Source organism: Amycolatopsis sp. lyj-112, from assembly GCF_046549055.1.
In the GTDB taxonomy this organism is placed as follows: Bacteria; Actinomycetota; Actinomycetes; order Mycobacteriales; family Pseudonocardiaceae; genus Amycolatopsis.
The window spans coordinates 348,698-368,196 of record NZ_JAJPWS010000008.1 but is presented as its reverse complement, the minus strand read 5'-3'; the positions used below and the strand labels follow the sequence as shown (position 1 = coordinate 368,196).

At 68.8% G+C, this 19,499-nt stretch carries 20 protein-coding genes and 1 other RNA gene; 12 read left to right on the top strand and 9 right to left on the bottom strand.

Features of this window, described 5'->3' with window-relative positions; translation table 11 throughout:
• Positions 1–59 precede the first annotated feature (59 nt).
• The 4 genes from ACLJRL_RS26685 to ACLJRL_RS26670 form a co-directional block, all read right to left on the bottom strand.
• Entirely contained in the window at positions 60–314 is a 255-nt protein-coding gene (locus ACLJRL_RS26685) for a hypothetical protein (protein ID WP_410659017.1), read from the bottom strand.
• Positions 315–524: 210 nt separating this feature from the next.
• Positions 525–1,166 carry a response regulator gene (locus tag ACLJRL_RS26680; RefSeq protein WP_410659016.1) on the bottom strand — a complete coding sequence of 214 codons (642 nt, stop codon included), beginning with the start codon at positions 1,164–1,166 and terminating at the stop codon, positions 525–527.
• 52 nt (positions 1,167–1,218) lie between these two features.
• Entirely contained in the window at positions 1,219–2,358 is a 1,140-nt protein-coding gene (locus tag ACLJRL_RS26675; RefSeq protein ID WP_410659015.1) for a sensor histidine kinase, read from the bottom strand.
• A complete protein-coding gene (locus tag ACLJRL_RS26670; RefSeq protein WP_410659014.1) occupies positions 2,355–3,050 on the bottom strand; it encodes a sensor domain-containing protein in 696 nt (231 codons plus the stop codon). The genes ACLJRL_RS26675 and ACLJRL_RS26670 overlap by 4 nt, the downstream gene beginning before the upstream one ends.
• A gap of 158 nt (positions 3,051–3,208) precedes the next feature.
• Between ACLJRL_RS26670 and ssrA the strand changes: the two genes are divergently transcribed.
• Positions 3,209–3,581, top strand: a transfer-messenger RNA (tmRNA) gene (gene ssrA, locus ACLJRL_RS26665).
• A gap of 40 nt (positions 3,582–3,621) precedes the next feature.
• On the opposite strand, the gene ACLJRL_RS26660 is transcribed toward ssrA, so the two are convergent.
• Positions 3,622–3,942: a hypothetical protein gene (locus tag ACLJRL_RS26660; RefSeq protein ID WP_410659013.1), complete on the bottom strand. Its 321-nt coding sequence runs from the start codon at positions 3,940–3,942 to the stop codon at positions 3,622–3,624.
• Positions 3,943–4,233: 291 nt separating this feature from the next.
• Here ACLJRL_RS26660 and ACLJRL_RS26655 point away from each other — a divergent pair, with 291 nt between their 5' ends.
• The 3 genes from ACLJRL_RS26655 to ACLJRL_RS26645 all read left to right on the top strand — a co-directional run bounded on the left by ACLJRL_RS26655 (position 4,234) and on the right by ACLJRL_RS26645 (position 6,640).
• Positions 4,234–5,487, top strand: coding sequence for a DUF222 domain-containing protein (locus tag ACLJRL_RS26655; protein ID WP_410659012.1), 1,254 nt, complete (start codon positions 4,234–4,236; stop codon positions 5,485–5,487).
• Between the two features lie 64 nt (positions 5,488–5,551).
• Entirely contained in the window at positions 5,552–6,289 is a 738-nt protein-coding gene (locus tag ACLJRL_RS26650) for an alpha/beta fold hydrolase (protein ID WP_410659011.1), read from the top strand.
• Positions 6,290–6,424: 135 nt separating this feature from the next.
• Entirely contained in the window at positions 6,425–6,640 is a 216-nt protein-coding gene (locus ACLJRL_RS26645; protein WP_410659010.1) for a hypothetical protein, read from the top strand.
• Here ACLJRL_RS26645 and ACLJRL_RS26640 read toward each other — a convergent pair.
• Entirely contained in the window at positions 6,628–7,413 is a 786-nt protein-coding gene (locus ACLJRL_RS26640) for an IclR family transcriptional regulator (protein ID WP_410659009.1), read from the bottom strand. The two genes, ACLJRL_RS26645 and ACLJRL_RS26640, sit on opposite strands and share 13 nt — an antisense overlap.
• Before the next feature lie 186 nt (positions 7,414–7,599).
• On the opposite strand from ACLJRL_RS26640, the gene hutH reads away from it, so the two are divergent.
• From hutH to hutI, 5 genes are read left to right on the top strand one after another with little or no spacing between them, the layout of a single operon-like run.
• The gene (hutH, locus tag ACLJRL_RS26635; protein ID WP_410659008.1) at positions 7,600–9,126 is read left to right on the top strand and encodes a histidine ammonia-lyase; all 1,527 of its coding nucleotides are present in this window, start codon (positions 7,600–7,602) and stop codon (positions 9,124–9,126) included.
• Positions 9,127–9,130: 4 nt separating this feature from the next.
• On the top strand, positions 9,131–10,783 hold the full coding sequence (gene hutU, locus ACLJRL_RS26630) for a urocanate hydratase (RefSeq protein WP_410659007.1): 1,653 nt from the start codon (positions 9,131–9,133) through the stop codon (positions 10,781–10,783).
• Positions 10,780–11,976 carry an allantoate amidohydrolase gene (locus ACLJRL_RS26625; protein WP_410659006.1) on the top strand — a complete coding sequence of 399 codons (1,197 nt, stop codon included), beginning with the start codon at positions 10,780–10,782 and terminating at the stop codon, positions 11,974–11,976. The genes hutU and ACLJRL_RS26625 overlap by 4 nt, the downstream gene beginning before the upstream one ends.
• The gene (locus tag ACLJRL_RS26620) at positions 11,973–13,277 is read left to right on the top strand and encodes a formimidoylglutamate deiminase (protein WP_410659005.1); all 1,305 of its coding nucleotides are present in this window, start codon (positions 11,973–11,975) and stop codon (positions 13,275–13,277) included. Before ACLJRL_RS26625 ends, ACLJRL_RS26620 begins: the two co-directional genes overlap by 4 nt.
• Positions 13,265–14,413 carry an imidazolonepropionase gene (gene hutI / locus ACLJRL_RS26615; protein WP_410659004.1) on the top strand — a complete coding sequence of 383 codons (1,149 nt, stop codon included), beginning with the start codon at positions 13,265–13,267 and terminating at the stop codon, positions 14,411–14,413. The genes ACLJRL_RS26620 and hutI overlap by 13 nt, the downstream gene beginning before the upstream one ends.
• A 45-nt stretch (positions 14,414–14,458) precedes the next feature.
• On the opposite strand, the gene ACLJRL_RS26610 is transcribed toward hutI, so the two are convergent.
• Together ACLJRL_RS26610 and ACLJRL_RS26605 are read right to left on the bottom strand one after the other, a co-directional pair.
• On the bottom strand, positions 14,459–15,217 hold the full coding sequence (locus ACLJRL_RS26610; protein ID WP_410659003.1) for a hypothetical protein: 759 nt from the start codon (positions 15,215–15,217) through the stop codon (positions 14,459–14,461).
• A complete protein-coding gene (locus ACLJRL_RS26605) occupies positions 15,214–15,423 on the bottom strand; it encodes a hypothetical protein (protein ID WP_410659002.1) in 210 nt (69 codons plus the stop codon). Before ACLJRL_RS26605 ends, ACLJRL_RS26610 begins: the two co-directional genes overlap by 4 nt.
• Before the next feature lie 125 nt (positions 15,424–15,548).
• Here ACLJRL_RS26605 and ACLJRL_RS26600 point away from each other — a divergent pair, with 125 nt between their 5' ends.
• Both ACLJRL_RS26600 and ACLJRL_RS26595 read left to right on the top strand, forming a co-directional pair.
• Positions 15,549–17,153 (top strand): sensor histidine kinase, encoded by a 1,605-nt coding sequence (locus tag ACLJRL_RS26600; protein ID WP_410659061.1) that lies wholly within the window; start codon positions 15,549–15,551, stop codon positions 17,151–17,153.
• Complete coding sequence (locus ACLJRL_RS26595; protein WP_410659001.1) at positions 17,128–17,802, top strand: response regulator; 675 nt, start codon at positions 17,128–17,130, stop codon at positions 17,800–17,802. Before ACLJRL_RS26600 ends, ACLJRL_RS26595 begins: the two co-directional genes overlap by 26 nt.
• On the opposite strand, the gene ACLJRL_RS26590 is transcribed toward ACLJRL_RS26595, so the two are convergent.
• Positions 17,747–18,868, bottom strand: coding sequence for an FAD-dependent monooxygenase (locus ACLJRL_RS26590; protein WP_410659000.1), 1,122 nt, complete (start codon positions 18,866–18,868; stop codon positions 17,747–17,749). The genes ACLJRL_RS26595 and ACLJRL_RS26590 overlap by 56 nt on opposite strands.
• On the opposite strand from ACLJRL_RS26590, the gene ACLJRL_RS26585 reads away from it, so the two are divergent.
• Positions 18,867–19,466, top strand: coding sequence for a TetR/AcrR family transcriptional regulator (locus ACLJRL_RS26585; RefSeq protein ID WP_410658999.1), 600 nt, complete (start codon positions 18,867–18,869; stop codon positions 19,464–19,466). The genes ACLJRL_RS26590 and ACLJRL_RS26585 overlap by 2 nt on opposite strands.
• Positions 19,467–19,499 lie beyond the last annotated feature (33 nt).

Sequence of the window (19,499 nt, the reverse complement as noted above, 5' to 3'; positions counted from 1 at the left end):
CGGACCGCCGTATCCGTCTTCCTGTTTTCGGACCTTCGAAGGTGGAGTTTTCCCTACCTTCAGGACTCGCAGACGCCGTCGGGCTCCGCTTCGGGCCGCACCGCCGGCTCCGGAACCGGCGCGGCGCACAGCCGGAACTCCCAGCCGTCGTCGACGCGGCCGAGTTCGTAGCGGGTTTCGATCTTCGGGCCGTCGTGGAGGTGGACGTGCTTGAGGACGGTGCCCGCGACCGGCTCGGTATCGCCGAGTTCCTGGACCCGGCCGTCGAGGGGGCCGCCGAAGAAGCGCGCGCAGCGGGAGGGCCGTTCGGTCATGGGTCCTCCTCGGTTTCTCGGGTCGTTCCGCTACACAGTCTGCCCATGTTAAGTGAGGCGTTGTGCTGTTGTTGCCCACAGAATGGGTGACAGGCTGTCGACGATGCGTCATCGCATGTCACTCAGGGTGGTCGGAACGGAGCAAGGGACCTTTGCTATCACTCTCTCCCGGAGAGTGATAGCAAAGGTCCCTTGCTCTCTTTTTGCAGGTCAGCGACCCAGATACGTGAGTACCGCCCGGACTCGGCGGTGTTCCACGGCGCTCGCTTCGAGACCGAGCTTCGAGAAGATGTTCCCGATGTGTTTTTCGACGGCGCCGTGGGAAACGACGAGCGAATTCGCGATCGCGGTGTTCGACAGGCCCTGCGCCATCAGCCCCAGCACCTCGGACTCGCGAGCGGTGAGCGCGTCGAGCGGGTTCTTGCGCCCCCGTGCCATCAGCTGCGCGATGACGTCCGGGTCGATGGCCGTGCCACCGCCGGCGACCCGTTTCACCGCGTCGAGAAAGTCCCCGACATCGGCGACGCGCTCCTTGAGCAGGTAGCCGACGCCCCCAGCCCCGCCGGACAGCAGTTCGACGGCGTAGCTCTCTTCGACGTACTGCGAGAGCACGAGGACAGGCAGGCCCGGGATGGCTTCACGGGCACCCAGCGCCGCGCGCAGGCCTTCGTCGGTGAACGTCGGCGGCATCCGCACGTCGACGATCGCGAGGTCGGGCCTATGCTCCTTCACGGCACCGAGCAGGTCGTCACCGTTGTCCACGGCCGCGACGGTCTCGATGTTCTCGTCGGCGAGTAGCCGGATCACCCCCTCGCGCAACAGAACCGCGTCTTCGGCGATGACAACCCGCATTCTGCCCCCAGCGTCGTGAATGAACGGCAGAGCCTATTCACTCACGAGTGGGTCACCACTGGCACGGCAGGTCCGCGCGAATCACCGTCGGGCCGCCGGCCGGGCTGACGACGGTGATCACGCCGTCGATCGTGGCCGCCCGATCGGCGAGGCCGGCGAGACCGCCGCCCGGCCGGACTTCGGCGCCGCCGTGCCCGTTGTCGGTGATCTCGACGATCACCATCGCGTCGGTGCGCCACACCTTCACGCCCGCTTCGGTCGCACCCGAATGCTTCGCGATGTTGGTCAGCGTCTCGCCGACGATGAAGTACGCCGTCGTCTCCACCGCCGCGGGCGGCCGCGGCTCGACGTCCACCTGGACGTCGACGTGGATCGGTGACTTCGCGGCCTGCGCGGACAGCGCGGCGTCGAGCCCGCGGTCGCCGAGCACGGCCGGGTAGATGCCCCGCGCGAGGTCGCGTAGTTCCGACACCGCGAGCTTGGCGTCGAGATGGGCCTCGTCGATCAGGTCGCGCACCGCGTCCGGGTCGTGGTCGAACTTCGACTTCGCCCGGCCGAGGCTCATCGCGACGGCGACCAGCCGCTGCTGCGCGCCGTCGTGCAGGTCGCGTTCGATGCGGCGGCGTTCGGCTTCGGCGGCGTCCACGCCGCGGGCCCTGGACGCCTGCAGACGTTCGGCCTTCTTCTCGAGCTTCTGGGTACGGTTCGGGCCGAGCAGCGAGTAGGCGAGATTGACGTGCAGCCACGCGAGCCACGGCGTCACCCAGATCGCCATCGGCAGCAGCACGATCGACGCCAGCGCGATCGGGAGCTCCACACAGGCCAGCGGGAACGCGACCATCAGGTAGGCGAGATCCCGCCACGTCGTCGCGTCGGTCAGCCGGGTCAGCCAGCGCTTGACCAGCGGGAGCCCGTCGAGGGGGAGGCGCTCGACCGGCTGCAGCGGAGCGTCGAGCATCGTTCGCGCCCAGCCCCGTTCCCGATCCGCGGACCAGCGGATGAAGTTGGTCGTGGCCATGAGGATCGGAAAGCCGATCCACACCACCACCGTCGCGATGCCGACCGCCAGGCCGACGACGATCAAGACGAACTGGAGCAGGCGGAAGACGAAACTGACGATCATGTAGACGATCGACCTCAGCGGCCGCGGTCGCGGAATATCCACCTGCTGTACCTGCTGGTCGATCGTCATCCGTTCACCGTGCTCATCGTCGGAACCCCGTCCCAAGAATCCTCCAGCCGGCGGCGCTGGGCATGAGTGGGCCCGAGCAACGCCTTCGCCAGCCGGGCATGTGCGCCCGCCAGTGCCTTCGTCAACGCTACCGAGAGCGCGACACACAGCACCCCGAGAGCCGCCCAAGGCAGCGCCGACACCGTCGAATCGACGGTGAACCACGGGACTTCCCACGTCGGGAAGCGGTATTCGCCGTTCGGCAGGAAGCGGTAGTAGATCGGCAGGCCCGCGAGGCCGAGACTGGTCGACCAGAACGCCGTGACCAGGACGAACTCGATGATCCCGAGCGGGAACAGCAGGAAGAAGTAGCTCAGGTCGCGCCAGGTCGAGCGGTCCTTCAGCCGTGCCTTCCAGCGCAAGGACTGGCTACCGGCGGGCAGGGGCAGGTACGGCAGGTCGATGTAGCGGTCCAGCAGGGCATACACCCTGGCCCGCTCCATCCGGGCCGCGCCGCGCACCGCGAGAACGACCAGCGCCAGTACCGCGACGCCGAGCCAGACGACCAGAGTGCCGACGCCCAGCGAGATGAACGACACCAGCAGCGCGAAGGCCACGACGCCCATCGGCAGGTTCATCAACAGGTAGACCAGCGAGCCGCCGAACGACGGATCGGACCTGCTCAACTCCCGCTCGGCCGCTAGCGAACTCATGGTCGTGCTCCTCTCTGATGCGAGGAGACCAGCATCGCCCTCACCGGGGGTTCGACGACATGGTGCCCGCGGGCATCTCACCGGTGGGGCTAGCCCCACCCGCCGGCACTAACCCGCTTGCCGTCCGCGTTATGCTGTGGAGGTTGTTGTCCCAACGAGGGGGTGAACGGTTTCGACTTTGGACGTTGATTCAGGAGAAGCGTGCCGGTGCAGGCGAGAGACCACCGTAAGCGTCATCGCAAACCAATAAGCGCCGAGCCTAAGAGCCAGCGCGAGTTCGCCCTTGCTGCCTAAGCAGTAGAGCAACTCTGTCGGTCCGGGGTCGCCTCCGACCCGGTCACCGGCATCAGCTAGGAGGCTCACCGCCGGATCCGGCTACGGGGTTCGGTTGGGAATCAAACAGTGGCTGGGCTCGTCACTTCAGCTTGTTCGCGTGACTGAAGGGGCCAAGTAGAGACATAGCGGACTGCGCACGGAGAAGTCCTGATGATATGCCAGAGGACCCGGGTTCAATTCCCGGCACCTCCACCGTTCGAGAGCGGCCTCATCCTTCAAGGGTGGGGCCGCTCTCTCATGCGGAACGCGCCGCGTCGTAGCAGCGTTGCAGCTCCTGCTTCCACAGGGACTGGGTGTCGAGATCGCGATACTCGGTCCGAAGTCGTTTGGCCAGCAAATAGAAGCCCGAACTGGGCTGGCCGCTCTCCTTCGAGACGACGAGCGCGCTCCACAACGGTTCGTTGCGATCTGCGGCACGAGTCGATGTCCGGTCGAGGAACTGACCGAGGTGATCAGGGCGTACGCCGACTCGCCTGCCCAGGGGTGCGTACTGGATCAGCCCCTCGCCGGATGCGACTCCGTAAAGGATGTCGGAGATGCGGTCGACGCGGTCCATTGCAAAGGTCTCAGGCATTGGCCGTCCCAGTACTCGTCGGTGGTCCATGGCTCGGGTAAGGGTCGTTGTCGTGGCTGCGAGTGTTACGGCTTCGAGGTGCTGCCCGCGAAGTGTCCGAAGGGGCCTACGTAGGCCCCAGCTTTCCGCGAAGGGTGTACTCCGTCCCGTATTTGCCACTCGCTGCAGTCGATTCGCCGCATGTCGATCCACTTTCGGGTGAAATGGGTCAAGTGCGTCAGCTACGGAAATGGTAGTAGTACAGGCGTTCGAATGAGGTGTAATGTCGAGGCTGTGGCCAGCGAAAACAGTTCCCCGTCGACATGCACCGAGTGGTGGCGTGCCGATGCTGCGGCGCTGCATGCCCGTAAGCAGGAACTCGAAGTCCTGAAGCGCCAGTTGGATGCGGAGCAGTATGCGATTCTGGCGGAGTTGAATGCGCGCGGGATTCGTGGGTGCAGTGGTCATTCGACGTTGGCGGCGTTGATCGGGCAGGATTTTCATGTGTCCGAGGCGGAAGCGAAGTTGCGGGCGGATCGGGTGCTCGCGTTGCATCCCGGGCCCGGTTTCGGGGATCCCACACCTCCGTTGGCGCCGTTGACCGCTTCGGCGGCTGCGGAGGGTGCGATCGGTGGCGGTCAGATCGACGCGATCATCCGGACCTTGGATCGCATCCCGTCCACCGTGCCCGCGGAGGCGGTGCGGAAAGGTGAGAGGACTCTGGTCGACTTCGCTCGTCACTCCGGTCCTCGGGCGATCGCCCAGGCCGGGCGTCGTCTGCTGGACACCCTCGACCCCGACGGCAAAGAACCCCGCAACGAGGATCCGAAGGACACGCGACCTGAGTTGCGGTTCATCAAGCACCGCAACGGCACCCTCGGCCTCGCCGCGACTCTTGACCTCGAAACCTATGCACGGTTGAAATCAGACCTCGACCCGATGGCGAAACCGCACAAAGCCATCGACGGTGTCCGGGACTCTCGTGGTCAGGATGAGCGTTATGGGGATGCGTTCGCTGACTATGTGCGACTCAAGACCACCAGCCGGAATCTTCCGGGGCAGGCAGGTGAAGCCACCCACATCCTCGTGACGATGTCCTACGAGGACCTGATCAGCGATCTCGGTACAGCCCATCTCGACCTGGTCGGGCCGATCAGTGCCACCGACGCCCGGGTCCTTGCCTGCGACGCCCGCGTCCGGCCGGGTGTTCTCGGCGCCGCCGGGGAACCGCTGGACATCGGGCGCTCGAAACGCACCGTGTCGTTGGCGCAGAAATATGCGTTGACCATCCGTGATGGCGGCTGCGCGTTCCCCGGCTGCGACATGCCTGTTCCGCGTTGCACCGCACACCACATCGTTTTCTGGCAGCACCACGGCGAAACCAGAATCGACAACCTCGTGCTCTTATGCACCAAGCACCATCGGTTGATCCACCACAGCGAATGGAAAGTCCGGATAGCCCAAGACGGGCTCCCCGAATTCACCGCACCCACCTACCTCGACCCCACCAGAACACCGAAACGCAACACCATGCACCTGAGGACATAGGCCGACCCGCTTGACTGCCTTTCAAGGCAGGAATCAGGAATTCCTCCGGGATAGCCTTCGAGGCATGCGGCTTCATGTGCATCGGTGGGGTTCAGGGCCGAACGTCGTGCTCGTGCACGGGGTGCTGCTCGGCGGCAGAGAGGCGTGGCGGGCTCAGCGGCCGCTGACCGAGCGGTGGACGCTGCTCGCGCCGGACCGTCTCGGCCACGGGAAATCGCCGGACGGCGTGCAGGACTTCGAGGTCGACGCCGAGTTGATCGCGGAACAGGTGCTCGGCGAGCCCGCGCATCTGGTCGGCTTGTCCTACGGCGCGATCGTCGCGATGTTCGCGGCCGCGCGGAGGCCCGAGATGGTGCGGACACTCACCGTCGTCGAACCGCCGGCGAGTGGGGTGGTGAGGGGGAACGAGGTCGTCGACGCGTGGGACGCCGAGCTGAGGAAGTTCCTTGAGGGCCCGTTGGATGATCCCCAGGAGGTGTTCAAAGCCTTCTTTCCGCTCGCCGGGGTGCCGCTGCCCGTTCCGGATCCGGTGCCGGGGACGCTGGGGCGCGGCGCCCGCGCCCTGATCGGGATGCGGCCGCCGGGTGACGCGGATCTGCCGCTCGACCTGCTGGCTTCGGCGGATTTTCCGATGCTCGCGGTCACCGGCGGACATCGGCCGGAGTACGAGATCATCGCCGACGAGATCGCGGCGCGGTCCGGCGCGCGGCGGGCTGTCGTGCCGGGAATGGGTCATCTCGTACCCGATACCGGCAAGCCGTTCAACATGCGACTTGAGTCCTTTTTCAATCACGGACAGTAGTAGGAGCAAGGTCATTTTCGTCTCAATTCACCCGCGCCGGGAACAGTGACGGGGTGGGATGTCATGCTAAGTGTCCGACCATGGCCCTCTTTCGAACCGACCCCGAGTCGACGGAGGGCCGGAAGAAGGTGGCAGATGACCTGGGCTAGGCATTCCAGTCGTCCCGATCCCGCAGAAGACCAGAGCCGGATGGCAGGTGTGCGCGCGGAGGAAGAAGTCCGCCTCACCCTGCAGAACGGCAGAGCCGCACGAACCGTCGCCGGGCATGCTTCGGACGCCCTCGACTGTGCGGAACTGCTGGCGATGCTCGGGCTCGAGGGAGTTCAGAAGAGGCACGCTCAGCGCGCCTGACCCCCGATCCGGGTGGTCAGTTCGGCCGCGGTCATGCGGACCTCTTCGGCCAGGTCTGGCCAGGTCTCCTCACACCCTTCGATTCCAGGGCAGAGGTGGCGCAGGGTCACGCTGATCGCGGCCAACGGCCGCCCGCCGTGGTCGAAGACAGGGCAGGCCACCGAGGCGAACCCCTCGGTGACATGGCCGTCTTCGACCGCCCAGCCGAGCCTGCCCTCCGCGTTCAGTGTGCGGCGCAGATCGGCGAGGGTGCCCGGGCCGCGGCCGGTACGCAGCACGAATGCCGACGCGGCCGGGAACAGAGCTCGCACGTGCGGCGACGGCAGATGCCGCAAAATAGCCCTTCCCGACGCCGTGAGCTGGCCCGGCAACCGGACGCCGACCTCAGTGACCAGGGTTTCCGGGCGTGTTGGGCGTTCTTTCAGCAGGTAGAGCGACTCGTTGCCATGCAGCACGCCGAGATGTGCGGTGTGCCCGGCGCGGTCGACGAGCTTGCGCAGCAGTGGAGCGGCGAGCCGCTCCAGCGGGTCGTGCCGCAAATAAGCAGAGCCGAGTTCGAACGCGGCGATACCGAGCCCGTAGCGGCGCTCGGCGGGCAGATGCGCCACGAAACCGGCGTCCTCCAGTTCGGCGAGCATGTGGTACGTCGTCGAGCGCGGAAGGTCCAGTTCGCGCGCGATCGCGGCCGCGGACACCGGACCCGGCCGGGCGGCGAGCGCGCGAAGGATGCCCAAACCGCGTCGCAACGCAGGGACTTCGCTGCTCTGACCCATCACGACCTCCTCTTCACCCGACCCCGGGGGAGCAGGGGACCTTTGCTACCGCTTCCTTAGGGACGCTAAGCAAGCGGTAGCAAAGGTCCCCTGCTCTCTTCCGCACCCGGCACTCTGTCTTGGATACCAGACACAACCACCGGTTGGGGCCGCCCACCAGCGGGCATGGCGTTGTCCAATGGGGTCATGCCGGAAACCGTACTTCTGGGGTCCGAACCGCTTCGACCCGAACAGGTCGTCGCGGTCGCCCGTGACCACTCGCCCGTCGCGGTCAGCGAAGCGGCCGAGAAGAATCTCGCCGCGACGCGTCAGCACATCGACAACCTCGCCCACGCCGAGACGCCGACGTACGGCGTTTCGACTGGCTTCGGTGCGCTCGCCACCAGGCACATCCCGCTCGAGAGCCGTACCGCGCTTCAGCGGTCGCTGATCCGCTCGCACGCGGCGGGCGCGGGCCCGGCCGTCGAGACCGAGGTCGTGCGCGCGCTGATGCTGCTGCGCCTCCGCACCCTCACCAGCGGGTACACCGGCGTGCGTCCGAAGACCGCGCAAGCGCTTGCGTCTCTCCTGAACGCCGGGATCACCCCGATCGTCCACGAGTACGGCTCTCTCGGCTGCTCCGGCGACCTCGCGCCCTTGGCCGCTGTCGCGCTCGCGCTGATGGGAGAGGGCGAAGTCACCTACAACGGCGAAGTCGTCCAGGCGAGTGAAGCGCTGAAGCACGCCGGGATCGAACCGGTCGTTCTGGCGGAGAAGGAGGGTCTCGCCCTCACCAACGGGACCGACGGCATGCTCGGCATGCTCCTGCTCGCCGCGGCCGATCTCCGCAAGCTGCTCGACACCGCCGACATCACCGCGGCGATGAGCGTCGAGGCGCTCCTCGGCACCGACCGCGCCTTCGCCGCCGATCTCCAGGCGCTGCGCCCGCACCCAGGGCAGGCCCTCAGCGCGCAGCGCATGTGGAAGGCGCTGCAGGACTCGAAGATCGTCGAGAGCCACCGCGGTCCGGACTGCAACCGTGTCCAGGACGCCTACTCGCTCCGCTGCTCGCCCCAGGTCCACGGCGGCGCGCGGGACAGCCTCACGCACGCCGAACTCGTCGCCGAGCGGGAACTCCACTCCGCGGTGGACAACCCGGTCGTGCTGGCAGACGGCCGCGTCGAGTCCAACGGCAACTTCCACGGCGCCCCGGTCGCGTACGTGCTCGATTTCCTCGCGATCCCGCTCGCGGACGTCGCCAGCATCGCCGAGCGCCGCACCGACCGGATGCTCGACAAGAACCGCTCGCACGGCCTGCCGCCGTTCCTCGCCTTCGACCCGGGTGTCGACTCCGGCCACATGATCGCCCAGTACACGCAGGCGGCCATCGTCAGCGAACTCAAGCGCCTCGCGGTGCCGGCGTCGGTCGACTCGATCCCGAGCAGCGCCATGCAGGAGGACCACGTCTCCATGGGCTGGTCCGCCGCACGCAAGCTGCGCAAGGCCGTCGAGGGCCTCAACACCGTCCTCGCCATCGAACTGCTCACCGCCGCGCGGGCGCTGGACATGCGCGCGCCGCTGGTCCCGTCGCCGGTCACCGGCCGGGTCCTGGATCTGGTCCGTACGAAGGTCGAGGGCCCCGGCCCCGACCGTCACCTGGCGCCGGAGATCGCCGCCGCCGAAGAACTCGTCGCGTCGGGTGCCGTCCTCGCCGCGGCCGAACTGGAGGTCTGAGCCCATGTCCCGCACGGTCCGTGCCGCCCGAGGCACCACGCTCACCGCGAAGAACTGGCAGACCGAAGCCGCGCTGCGGATGTTCCACAACAACCTCGACCCCGAGGTCGCCGAGCGTCCCGAAGACCTGGTCGTCTACGGCGGAACAGGCAAGGCCGCCCGCAACTGGGCCAGCTTCGACGCGATCACCCGCGAACTGACCACTTTGGAAGCCGACGAGACGCTGCTCGTCCAGTCCGGCAAGCCGGTCGGGGTGTTCCGCACGCACGAATGGGCGCCGCGGGTGCTCATCGCGAACTCGAACCTCGTCGGCGACTGGGCGACCTGGCCGGAATTCCGGCGCCTGGAAGCACAGGGCCTGACGATGTACGGCCAGATGACCGCGGGTTCCTGGATCTACATCGGCACGCAGGGAATCCTGCAGGGCACCTACGAGACCTTCTCCGCGATCGCGAAGAAGAGGTTCGGCGGCAGCCTCAAGGGCACGCTCACGGTCACCGCCGGCCTCGGCGGCATGGGCGGCGCGCAGCCGCTGGCCGTCACGATGAACGACGGCGTCGCGCTCGTCATCGAATGCGACCCGCAGCGCGCGCACCGCCGCGTCGAAACCCGCTACCTCGACGAGGTCGCCGACGATCTCGACGACGCGATCCGCCGGGTGGAGGCCGCGAAGAAGGAGAAGCGCGCGCTGTCCGTCGGCGTGGTCGGCAACGCCGCCGAGGTACTGCCGGAACTGCTGCGCCGCGGCGTCGACGTCGACATCGTCACCGACCAGACCTCCGCGCACGACCCGCTCTCGTACCTGCCCACCGGCGTGAGCGTCGACGACTGGCAGGACTACGCGGCCAAGAAGCCGGAAGAGTTCACCGACCGCGCCCGTGAGTCGATGGCCGCGCACGTCGACGCGATGCTCGGCTTCCTCGACAAGGGTGTCGAGGTCTTCGACTACGGCAACTCCCTGCGCGGAGAGGCGAAACTCGGCGGCTGCGAGCGCGCGTTCGACTTCCCCGGTTTCGTGCCCGCCTACATCCGCCCGCTGTTCTGCGAAGGCAACGGCCCGTTCCGCTGGGCGGCGCTGTCCGGTGACCCCGAGGACATCGCGGCGACCGACCGCGCGATGCTGGAACTGTTCCCGGAGAACGAATCCCTCGCGCGCTGGATCCGGCTGGCCGGGGAACGCGTCGCCTTCCAAGGGCTTCCGTCGCGGATCTGCTGGCTCGGCTACGGCGAGCGGCACCTCGCGGGCCTGCGGTTCAACGAGATGGTCGCCAGTGGCGAGCTGAAGGCGCCGGTCGTCATCGGCCGCGACCACCTCGACTCGGGCAGTGTCGCGTCGCCGTACCGCGAGACCGAGGGCATGGCCGACGGTTCCGACGCGATCGCCGACTGGCCGCTGCTCAACGCGCTGGTCAACACCTCGTCCGGCGCGAGCTGGGTGTCGATCCACCATGGCGGCGGCGTCGGCATGGGCCGCTCCATCCACGCCGGCCAGGTCAGCGTCGCGGACGGAACCCTGCTGGCCGCGCAGAAACTCGAGCGCGTGCTCACCAACGACCCGGGCATGGGCGTCATCCGGCATGTCGACGCCGGCTACGACCGCGCCGCCGACGTCGCGGACGAGCGCGGCGTGCGGGTGCCGATGCGGGACGCCGAGTGACCGCGTCCTCGCTGCTGGAGGAGATTTCGGACGTCGGCCGCGACCCGAAGCGCGGCGGCTATTCCCGCCACGCCTTCGATGCGGGCGAAACCGAGCTGCGCGCGTGGTTCGTCGAGCGCGCGGGACGGCTCGGGCTGGGCGTCGAGACCGACCGTAACGGCAACATCTGGGCCTGGTGGGGAACCCCCGGTCCGGACGCCGTCGTCACCGGCAGCCACCTGGACTCGGTACCCGGTGGTGGCGCTTTCGACGGCCCGCTCGGGGTGGCGAGTGCGCTTGACGCGGTGGAAGTCCTGCAGGCCAAGGGTTTCCGTCCCGTCAAGCCGTTCGCGGTCGTGGTCTTCGCCGAGGAGGAGGGTGGCCGCTTCGGCGTACCGTGCCTCGGCTCGCGGCTGCTGACCGGGACCATCGACGCGGACAAGGCACGGGGACTGCGCGACCCCGACGGTGTCACGTTCGCCGAAGCCGCCGCGAAATCCGGGCTCGATCCCGAACGCGTGGGCCGTGATTCCGAGCGGCTCGGGCTGATCGGGCGTTTTCTCGAACTGCACGTCGAGCAGGGCCGCGGCCTGATCGACCTCGGTTCGCCGGTCGCCGTCGGCAACACGGTGATCGCGCACGGCCGGTGGCGATTCTCCTTCCAAGGTCAGGGAAACCATGCCGGAGCGACGCTGATCGGCGATCGCCGCGACCCGATGATCCCGGCCGCCGAAACCGTCCTCGCCGTCCGGCGGCTGGCGAAGGCGACGGCCGATGCCAGGGCCACGGTCGGCAGGCTCGTGCCGGTCCCCGGCGGCACCAACGTCATCGCGTCCACTGTGGACTTCTGGCTGGACGCGCGGGTGCCGGGGACGAGCACGCCCGAACTGGTCGCCGAGATCGCGAAGGCCGCGGAAGAGGCGGCGCGCGAGGAGGGTTGCCAGGTCACGGTTTCCCGCGAGTCCTATTCGGACGACGTGATCTTCGATGACACGCTGCGGCGCGATCTGGGCACCTGGCTGGGCGGCCCGCCGGAGCTGCCGACCGGCGCCGGGCACGACGCGGCGATCCTCGCCGGATTCGTCCCGTCCGGGATGCTCTACGTGCGCAACCCCACCGGCATCAGTCATTCCCCGGAGGAGTTCTCGGAGGCCGAAGACGTCGACCACGGGGCCCGCGCACTCGCGGAGGTTCTGGAGAAGTTGTCGACATGACGACATATTGGTGCGAGCGGGCCTGGTTGCCGGACGGGATTTCGGAGGCCGTCCGGATCGAGGTCGTGGGCGGCGAGATCGCTTCGGTGACGGCCAATGCGCCCCGAGCCGGAACCGTCCTGAAGGGACTGACCCTGCCCGGGTTCGCGAACGGGCACTCGCACGCGTTCCATCGCGCGCTGCGGGGCCGGACGCACCATGACCGCGGGACGTTCTGGACCTGGCGGCAGCGGATGTACTCGCTCGCGTCCCGGCTCGACCCGGATTCGTACTACCGCCTGGCCCGTGGGGTCTACGCGGAGATGGTGCTGGCCGGGTACACGAGTGTCGGCGAGTTCCACTATCTGCACCACGCGCCGGGCGGGAAGCCGTACGCCGAACCGAACGCGATGGGCGAAGCTCTGCGCCAGGCGTCCGAGGAAGCAGGGATCCGGCTCACCCTGCTCGACACCTGTTATCTCGCGGGCGGAATCGGCGTCGAACCCGATGAAGTGCAGCAGAGGTTCTCCGACGGTTCGGCGGCGAACTGGGCACAGCGTGTCGGCGAATTGCGGGAGAAAGAGACGTTCCGGGTGGGCGGCGCGATCCATTCGGTGCGCGCCGTTCCCGCCGAGCAACTGTCCGAAGTGGACAAGGGGACGCCTGCCGAACGCCCGTTGCACGTCCATCTTTCCGAGCAGCGGGCGGAAAACGAGCAGTGCCTGGCGGCCTACGGCTCGACACCGACCGGGTTGCTCCACGACCACGGCGTGCTCGGCGCACGGCTCACCGCGGTGCACGCGACGCATCTGACGCGGCTCGACATCGAACGGCTGGGCGGGGCCCGCAGCCGGGCGTGCTTCTGTCCGACGACCGAACGGGATCTCGGCGACGGCATCGGCCCCGCGAGGACGTTGCTGGACGCCGGTGTGCGGCTCGGTGTCGGCAGCGACAGCAACGCCGTGGTCGACGCGTTCGAGGAGACCAGGGCGCTGGAGCTGAACGAGCGGCTCTCCAGCGAACAGCGCGGCCGGTTCACCGCGGAGGAACTGCTCGGGGCTGCGACGGATCACGGCGCGATCGGCTGGGATGAGGTCGGTGAACTGGCCGCCGGAGCGGGCGCTGATCTCGTGACGGTCGATCTCGGTTCGGTGCGGACCGCGGGGATCGAGCCGTCCGGGGTGGTCTTCGCCGCCTCCGGCGCGGATGTCCGGGATGTCGTCGTGGCCGGGCGTGAGATCGTCCGTGGCGGCGCGCACCAGCTGATCGAGAAACCGGAAACGGTCTTGGCCAAGGAGATCGAGGCATTGTGGCAGTCCTGATCACGGGCATCGGCGAGCTCACCACGAACGACGCCGAGCTGGGCAAACCGCACGACGCGGCCGTCGTCATCGAAGGCGAGCGGATCGCTTGGGTCGGCTCGGCATCCGACGCTCCTGACGCGGACGAGCGGATCGACGTCGACGGCCGGGCCGTGCTGCCCGGCTGGGTGGACAGCCACACGCACCTCGTCTTCGCCGGGGACCGCACGGCCGAGTTCGAGGCGCGGATGGCCGGGAAGGCGTACAGCGCCGGTGGCATCGCGGTCACCGTCGGCGCGACGCGCGCGGCGTCCGACGAGGAGCTGGCGGCGAACCTGCGGCGTCACGTCGACGAAGCGGCGAAGCAGGGCACGACGTGCCTGGAGACGAAGACCGGCTACGGGCTCAACGTCGAAGACGAAGCGCGTTCGGCGCGGATCGCCGCCGAGGTCGCCGATGAGGTCACGTTCCTCGGCGCGCACCTGGTGCCGCCGGGTGCGGACGCCGAGTCGTACGTGGACCTGGTGTGCGGCGACATGCTCGACGCGGTGGCGCCGCTGGTGCGGTGGGCGGACGTGTTCTGCGAGACCGGCGCTTTCGACGAGGCGCAATCCGGACGGGTGCTGAAGGCGGCGCGGGAGCGCGGGCTCGGCCTGCGGGTGCACGGGAACCAGCTGGGGGAGGGGCCGGGCGTCCGGCTCGCCGTCGAACTGGGTGCGGCGAGTGTCGACCACTGCACGTACCTGAGCGAAGCCGACGTAGAGGCTCTCGCTGCTTCGGACACTGTCGCGACCTTGCTACCCGCGTGCGACCTGTCGACGCGACAGCCGCTGGCGCCGGCGCGGCGGCTGCTGGACGCGGGCGCGACGGTGGCGCTGGCCAGCAACGCGAACCCGGGCAGTTCGTACACGACGTCGATGGCGTTCTGCGTGACGACGGCGGTGCTGCAGATGCGGATGACGATCGACGAGGCCGTCTGGTCGGCGACGGCGGGCGGGGCCCGGGCGCTGCGGCGCGACGACGTCGGCGTGATCCGGCCGGGTGCGCGGGCGGACCTTCAGGCGCTCGAAGCGCCTTCGGTCACGCACCTCGCCTACCGGCCGGGCGTGCCGCTCACGGCCGCCGTGTGGCGGCGCGGGGCGCTCCTGACCAGCTGATTCGCGTCAAAACGATAGCAAAGGTCCCTTGCTCCCCCGGCCTGGTCAGGAGGCTTGGCCGAGGGTTTCTTCGACGCGTTCCCGGAGGTCCGCGGGGAGTTCGCCGAGCAGGTGCGACCACTGCGCCACGCGCTTTTCGCTCAGGTGGGTGAGGAGGTCGAGCACCGGCGGCCACAGGGCTTCGTCGGCGCTCGCGACGCGAAGGAGACCGCGGAAGCGGTCCTCGGAGAGCAACCCGAGCACGTGGTCGATCCGGCTTTTGTCGTCGAGGACGAACGCGATCCGGATCAGCGCCGCGTCGCCGATGACGTCGAGGGCCTTCTTCACGGTCGGGTCCGGCAGGTGGCCGACGAAGCGGCCGACGGTGATCCAGTCCTCGCGGCGCACCAGTTCGCCGGCCACCGCGACGACGGTGTCGAGCGGGATCCGCGTGATGATCGCGCTCGCCCGGCGCGGGTCCAGCTCGGCCGCGACGTCGGACAGGAACGGCGGCTTCAGGCGCTTCGCGACGTCGACGCCACGGGAGACGTCCACCAGCCCGGCGATCCGGGCGCACAGAAGCGGGCCGAAGACCTTCTCGGCGATCTTCGCGAGGATCGGGCCGGGAACCAGCCTGCTCGCCAGCGCCATGCGCTCGAGTACCGCGAGGTTGGCGTCGAACAGCGTGTCGGTGACCTGCTCGCGGAATGTCTGGAGCTCGGCGGCGTCCACACCTTCGAGGTAGGCGAGCCGCTCGGGAGTGGTACCGAGGACGCGGGCGAGCTTGAGGATCTCAGCCTGCGAAGCGAAGTTCTCGGTGGTCACAGGCCCACCACCTTGCGGACGGCACCCCGCAGAAGTGCGGGTACGTACTTCAAGCCCTCTTCGCCCGCCGCGGCCAGTGCCTTGGCCTGACGGTGCCGCGCATCGCGCAACGCGTCGGAGAGATCCTGTTTGTCGTCGTCGGCCAGCGTTTCGATGCCTGCCGGGACAGGACCGCCTAGCTGGCCGGAGAGCGTGCGCTCGGCCATGGTCGATCATCATGCCTCATGAGCCGGGCGGAAGCCGGGTGATCGGACGACCTTGACTTTCGTCCATGGCGGACCGGTCGTCGCGGCTTGTAGCGTCCGTCCGTGTGAACGACGCTGAGGAGCCCGTGCGGCGTGGGTGGCGGCTGGTCATGGACCTCGCGCTCTGGCTCGGGCTGTGCGGCTTGGTGATCATCGACGCCGGGACCAACCGGAACCGCTGGGAACTGGTCGCCGCGCTCACCACGACCACCGTGGCGATCGCGGTGTCGCGCCGCTATCCGGTGGTCTCACTGGCCCTCTCGATGCTCGGCGGCCTCGTGATCCTGGGGAGTTTCGGTGGCCGCGTGCCGATCTGGGAGGTCTTCCTCCTGGTCGCGATGAGCTACCTCGCCGGCTATCGGAAGCCGGTGGCGAAGCCGATGCTGCGTGCCTTCGCGGCCGTCTCGGTGGTGGCGGCACCCGTGGCCCTGGTGTGGAGCGACGACGGCTTCTCGGCGTGGGGCGCGCTGCTCGGTGTGCTGGTCTTCGGCTCGGTGTCGCCGTGGCTGCTGGGCCGCTACATCCGGCAGCGTGAGGACATGGCGCGCGACGGCTGGCGGCGTGCCGAGGAGATGGAGAGCCGTCAACGGCTCGTCGCCGACCGTGCGCGCCTGCGCGAGCGGACCCGGATCGCCAGCGACATGCACGATTCGCTGGGTCACGAGCTGAGTCTCATCGCGGTGCGAGCGGCGGCGTTGGAGGTCGCCGGCGGGCTCGACGAACAGCAGCGGCAGGCCGCGGGCGAACTCCGGCAGAGTGCCGCGACGGCGACCGAGCGGCTGCGCGAGATCATCGGCGTGCTGCGTGAGGCCGACGCCCCGACCGAACCGGTGCACGAAACCATCGACGAACTGCTCGATCGCGCCAGGGCCTCGGGTGTCCTGATCGAGTCCTCTGTGGACGACCGCGGCGACGGCGAGCCGCAGATGGTCGACCGCGCGGCGTATCGCGTGGTCCAGGAGTCGGTGACGAACGTCGTGAAGCACGCGCCCGGCGCGGCCGTCACCGTGCGGGTCGTGCGGGCGGACGGGCGGACGGAGGTCGTCGTCACCAACGCCGCACCGCCGGCGGGACCCTTGCCCGGCCGGACTTCGGGACGCCGTGGGCTCATCGGCCTGCGCGAACGGATCCGGCTGGTCGGCGGGACGCTGCGCGCGGGGCCACGCGAGGGCGGATTCGAGGTCGGCGCGACGTTGCCGCACGACGCGGCGCCGTCGGAGGAATCGCCGGAGAGCCAGGCCGAGATGGACGCCGAGGTCGGGCAGTCGACGTCCGCCCGGGAACTGGAACGCGCCCGCCGTGACGTCCGGCGCAGCCTGATCCAGGCGATCGTGGTGCCGATCGGGCTCTTCGGCATGGTGGTCGGGATCAGCGGCGTGGTCTTTCTCGTCCAGTGGTACCGCTCGGAAATGGCCGGGCACGACTACGCGCAGATCCGGCTGGGGCAGACTCGCGCGGAGATCGCGTCCTTACTGCCGGAAGGCCAGCGGATCGCGCGGCCGCGCGAAGGGATACCGGCGGCGCCGGCGGGGTCGACATGCGAGTACTACGGGACCGAGCGCAGCGTGTTCAATCTCGACTACGAGACCTACCGATTCTGCTTCGCCGACGGGAAACTCGTGGCGAAGGAAGTGATCAGTGAAGACGAAAAAAGGGGGAACCCGGATGATCCGGGTGGTACTGGCCGATGACGAGGCGATGATCCGGGCCGGGGTCTCCGCGATCCTGGCCGCTGACACCACCATCGAGGTGGTCGCGGAGGCCGAGGACGGCCGCGCCGCCATCGAGCAGGCTCGCGCGACCAGGCCGGACGTCGTGCTCCTCGACATCCGGATGCCGGTCATGGACGGGCTCAAGGCCGCCGAGGAGATCCGGCGGGTCTTGCCGGACATCGGGGTGATCATGCTGACGACGTTCGGCGAGGACGCCTATATCGAGCGCGCGCTCGGCCTCGGCGCCAGCGGTTTCCTGTTGAAATCCGGTGACCCGCGTGAACTCCTGGCCGGGATCCACGCTGTCGCGGGCGGTGCGGCGTTCCTTTCCCCGAAGGTCGCCCAACGCGTCATCGCGCGGTTCTCCGGCAGTCAGGTGACCCGAGCCGAGGAGGCCAGGGCGCTGGTGGCGAAACTGACCCCCCGTGAGCGAGAAGTGCTGGCACTGCTGGGTTCGGGACTGTCCAATGCGGACATCGCGGGAAAGCTGTTCGTGGTCGAAGGCACGGTGAAGGCCTACGTGAGCACGATCCTGAACCGGCTCGGCGCGCGGAACCGGGTGCAGGCCGCGATCACCGCGTACGAGGCGGGGCTGGTCGGCGGGGAACAGGCGGGGTCCAGCCGCTGACGCCGGCGCCGATGCGGGCGGTGAGCGCGCCCGGAAGCAGCCGGAACACGCCGTTGCGGACGGCCACCGCGAGCGGATTCCTCAGCTGTGGTCCCACCTTGCCCGCTTGGACCGAAGCCTTGACGACGCCCTGGCTGCGCGGTCGGCGCTGCTCGTCGTAGCTCTTCAAGGCCTCGTCGACGTCGTCGGTGGTGCTGAGCGCGGCGGCGAGCACGACGGCGTCCTCGATGGCTTGGCAACCGCCCTGGCCGAGGAACGGTGGCATCGCGTGCGCGGCGTCGCCGAGCAGCGCGACACGGCCCTTCACGTAGGAGGGCAGGGGAGTGCCGAGCAGGTAGAGGTCGTGGTGGAGCAGCGCCTCGGGCGGGGTCGCCTCGATGAGTTCGGGGATCGGTTCGTGCCAGCCGCCGAAGTGCTCGCGCAGGTACGCCTTCGGGTCTTCGTGCCGGATTCCCGCTTCGGCGACGTAGCTCGCCCACCAGTAGACGCGGCCGTCGTACAACGGGATCACGCCGACCTCGGCGCCGTCGTCCCAGCTCGTGCTGAGGTCGATCGCGCGGGGGAGCGTGGTCACCCCGCGGAAGGCCGTGCTGCCGCTGTAGACCGGCTCGGGATGCTCCGGCCATAGCTGTTTCCGGAGTCCACTGTGGATTCCGTCGGCGCCGATGATGACATCGGCGTCCAGGTCGTCGATGCCGGTGACCTCGGTGCCGGTGCGCACGCAGTCGGCGGGCAGGGTGTCGCGGAGCGCGCCGATGAGGTCCGCGCGGTGGATGGCGGCGAGCGGGCGGCCATGGTTGCGGCGGAACGCGTCGGCGTCCCAGCGGGTGATGCGGCGGCCGCGCCGATCGTGAAGCCCGCCGGACGACTGTTCTTGGAGCTTGCCGAGCCGGACGCCGAGTGTTTCGAGTGAGCGCAGGGCGTTCGGCCACAGGGAGATGCCGGCGCCGGCGGCGGTGAGTTCCGGGGCCTGTTCCAGGACGGTGACCTCCCAGCCGATGCCGTTCAGTCCGATGGCGGCACTGAGTCCGCCGATTCCTCCGCCGACCACGATCGCTTTGCGCATGGTGACCTCCTCTACGGATGTAGAGTACTACTACACTTGTAGAGTGTCGACTGAGAGACGGGCCACTATCGGGGACGCGGCCATCGAGGTGATCGCGGCCGAAGGGATGCGCGGGCTGACCCACCGGGCGATCGACCGGTTCGCGGGGCTGCCGGCGGGTTCGACCTCGTACTACGCGCGGACGCGGGCGGCGCTGCTGGAACTGGCGATCTCGCGGATGATCGAGCTCGACGAGGTCACCGTCGACCCCCGGCCTGGTCAGTTCGCCGAATACGTGGCGGGGTTCGCGTACGCGGCGATCACCCAGGGGCGGACGCGGATGCTCGCCCGGTACGAGTTCGCGCTGGAGGCGACGCGGCGGCCGGAACTGCGGGAGGCCTACGACCGCGGGGGCCTGGTCATCCGAAAGCGTTGCGCCGAGGTGCTCGCGGAATGCGGTTCGGCGGAGCCGGAGCGGCACGCGCGGGTGCTCGTCGGCTGGCTGGACGGGACGATCTTCGACGCGCTGGCCGGGACCGGCTCGCTGCGGCCGCCCGACCTGGCGGAGCTGACGCGGAACGCGCGAGAGGTTCTGGCGGGGCTCGGGGTGGCGGGGTAGCAGGGGACCTTTGCTATCGCCTGTGCCCGCTGA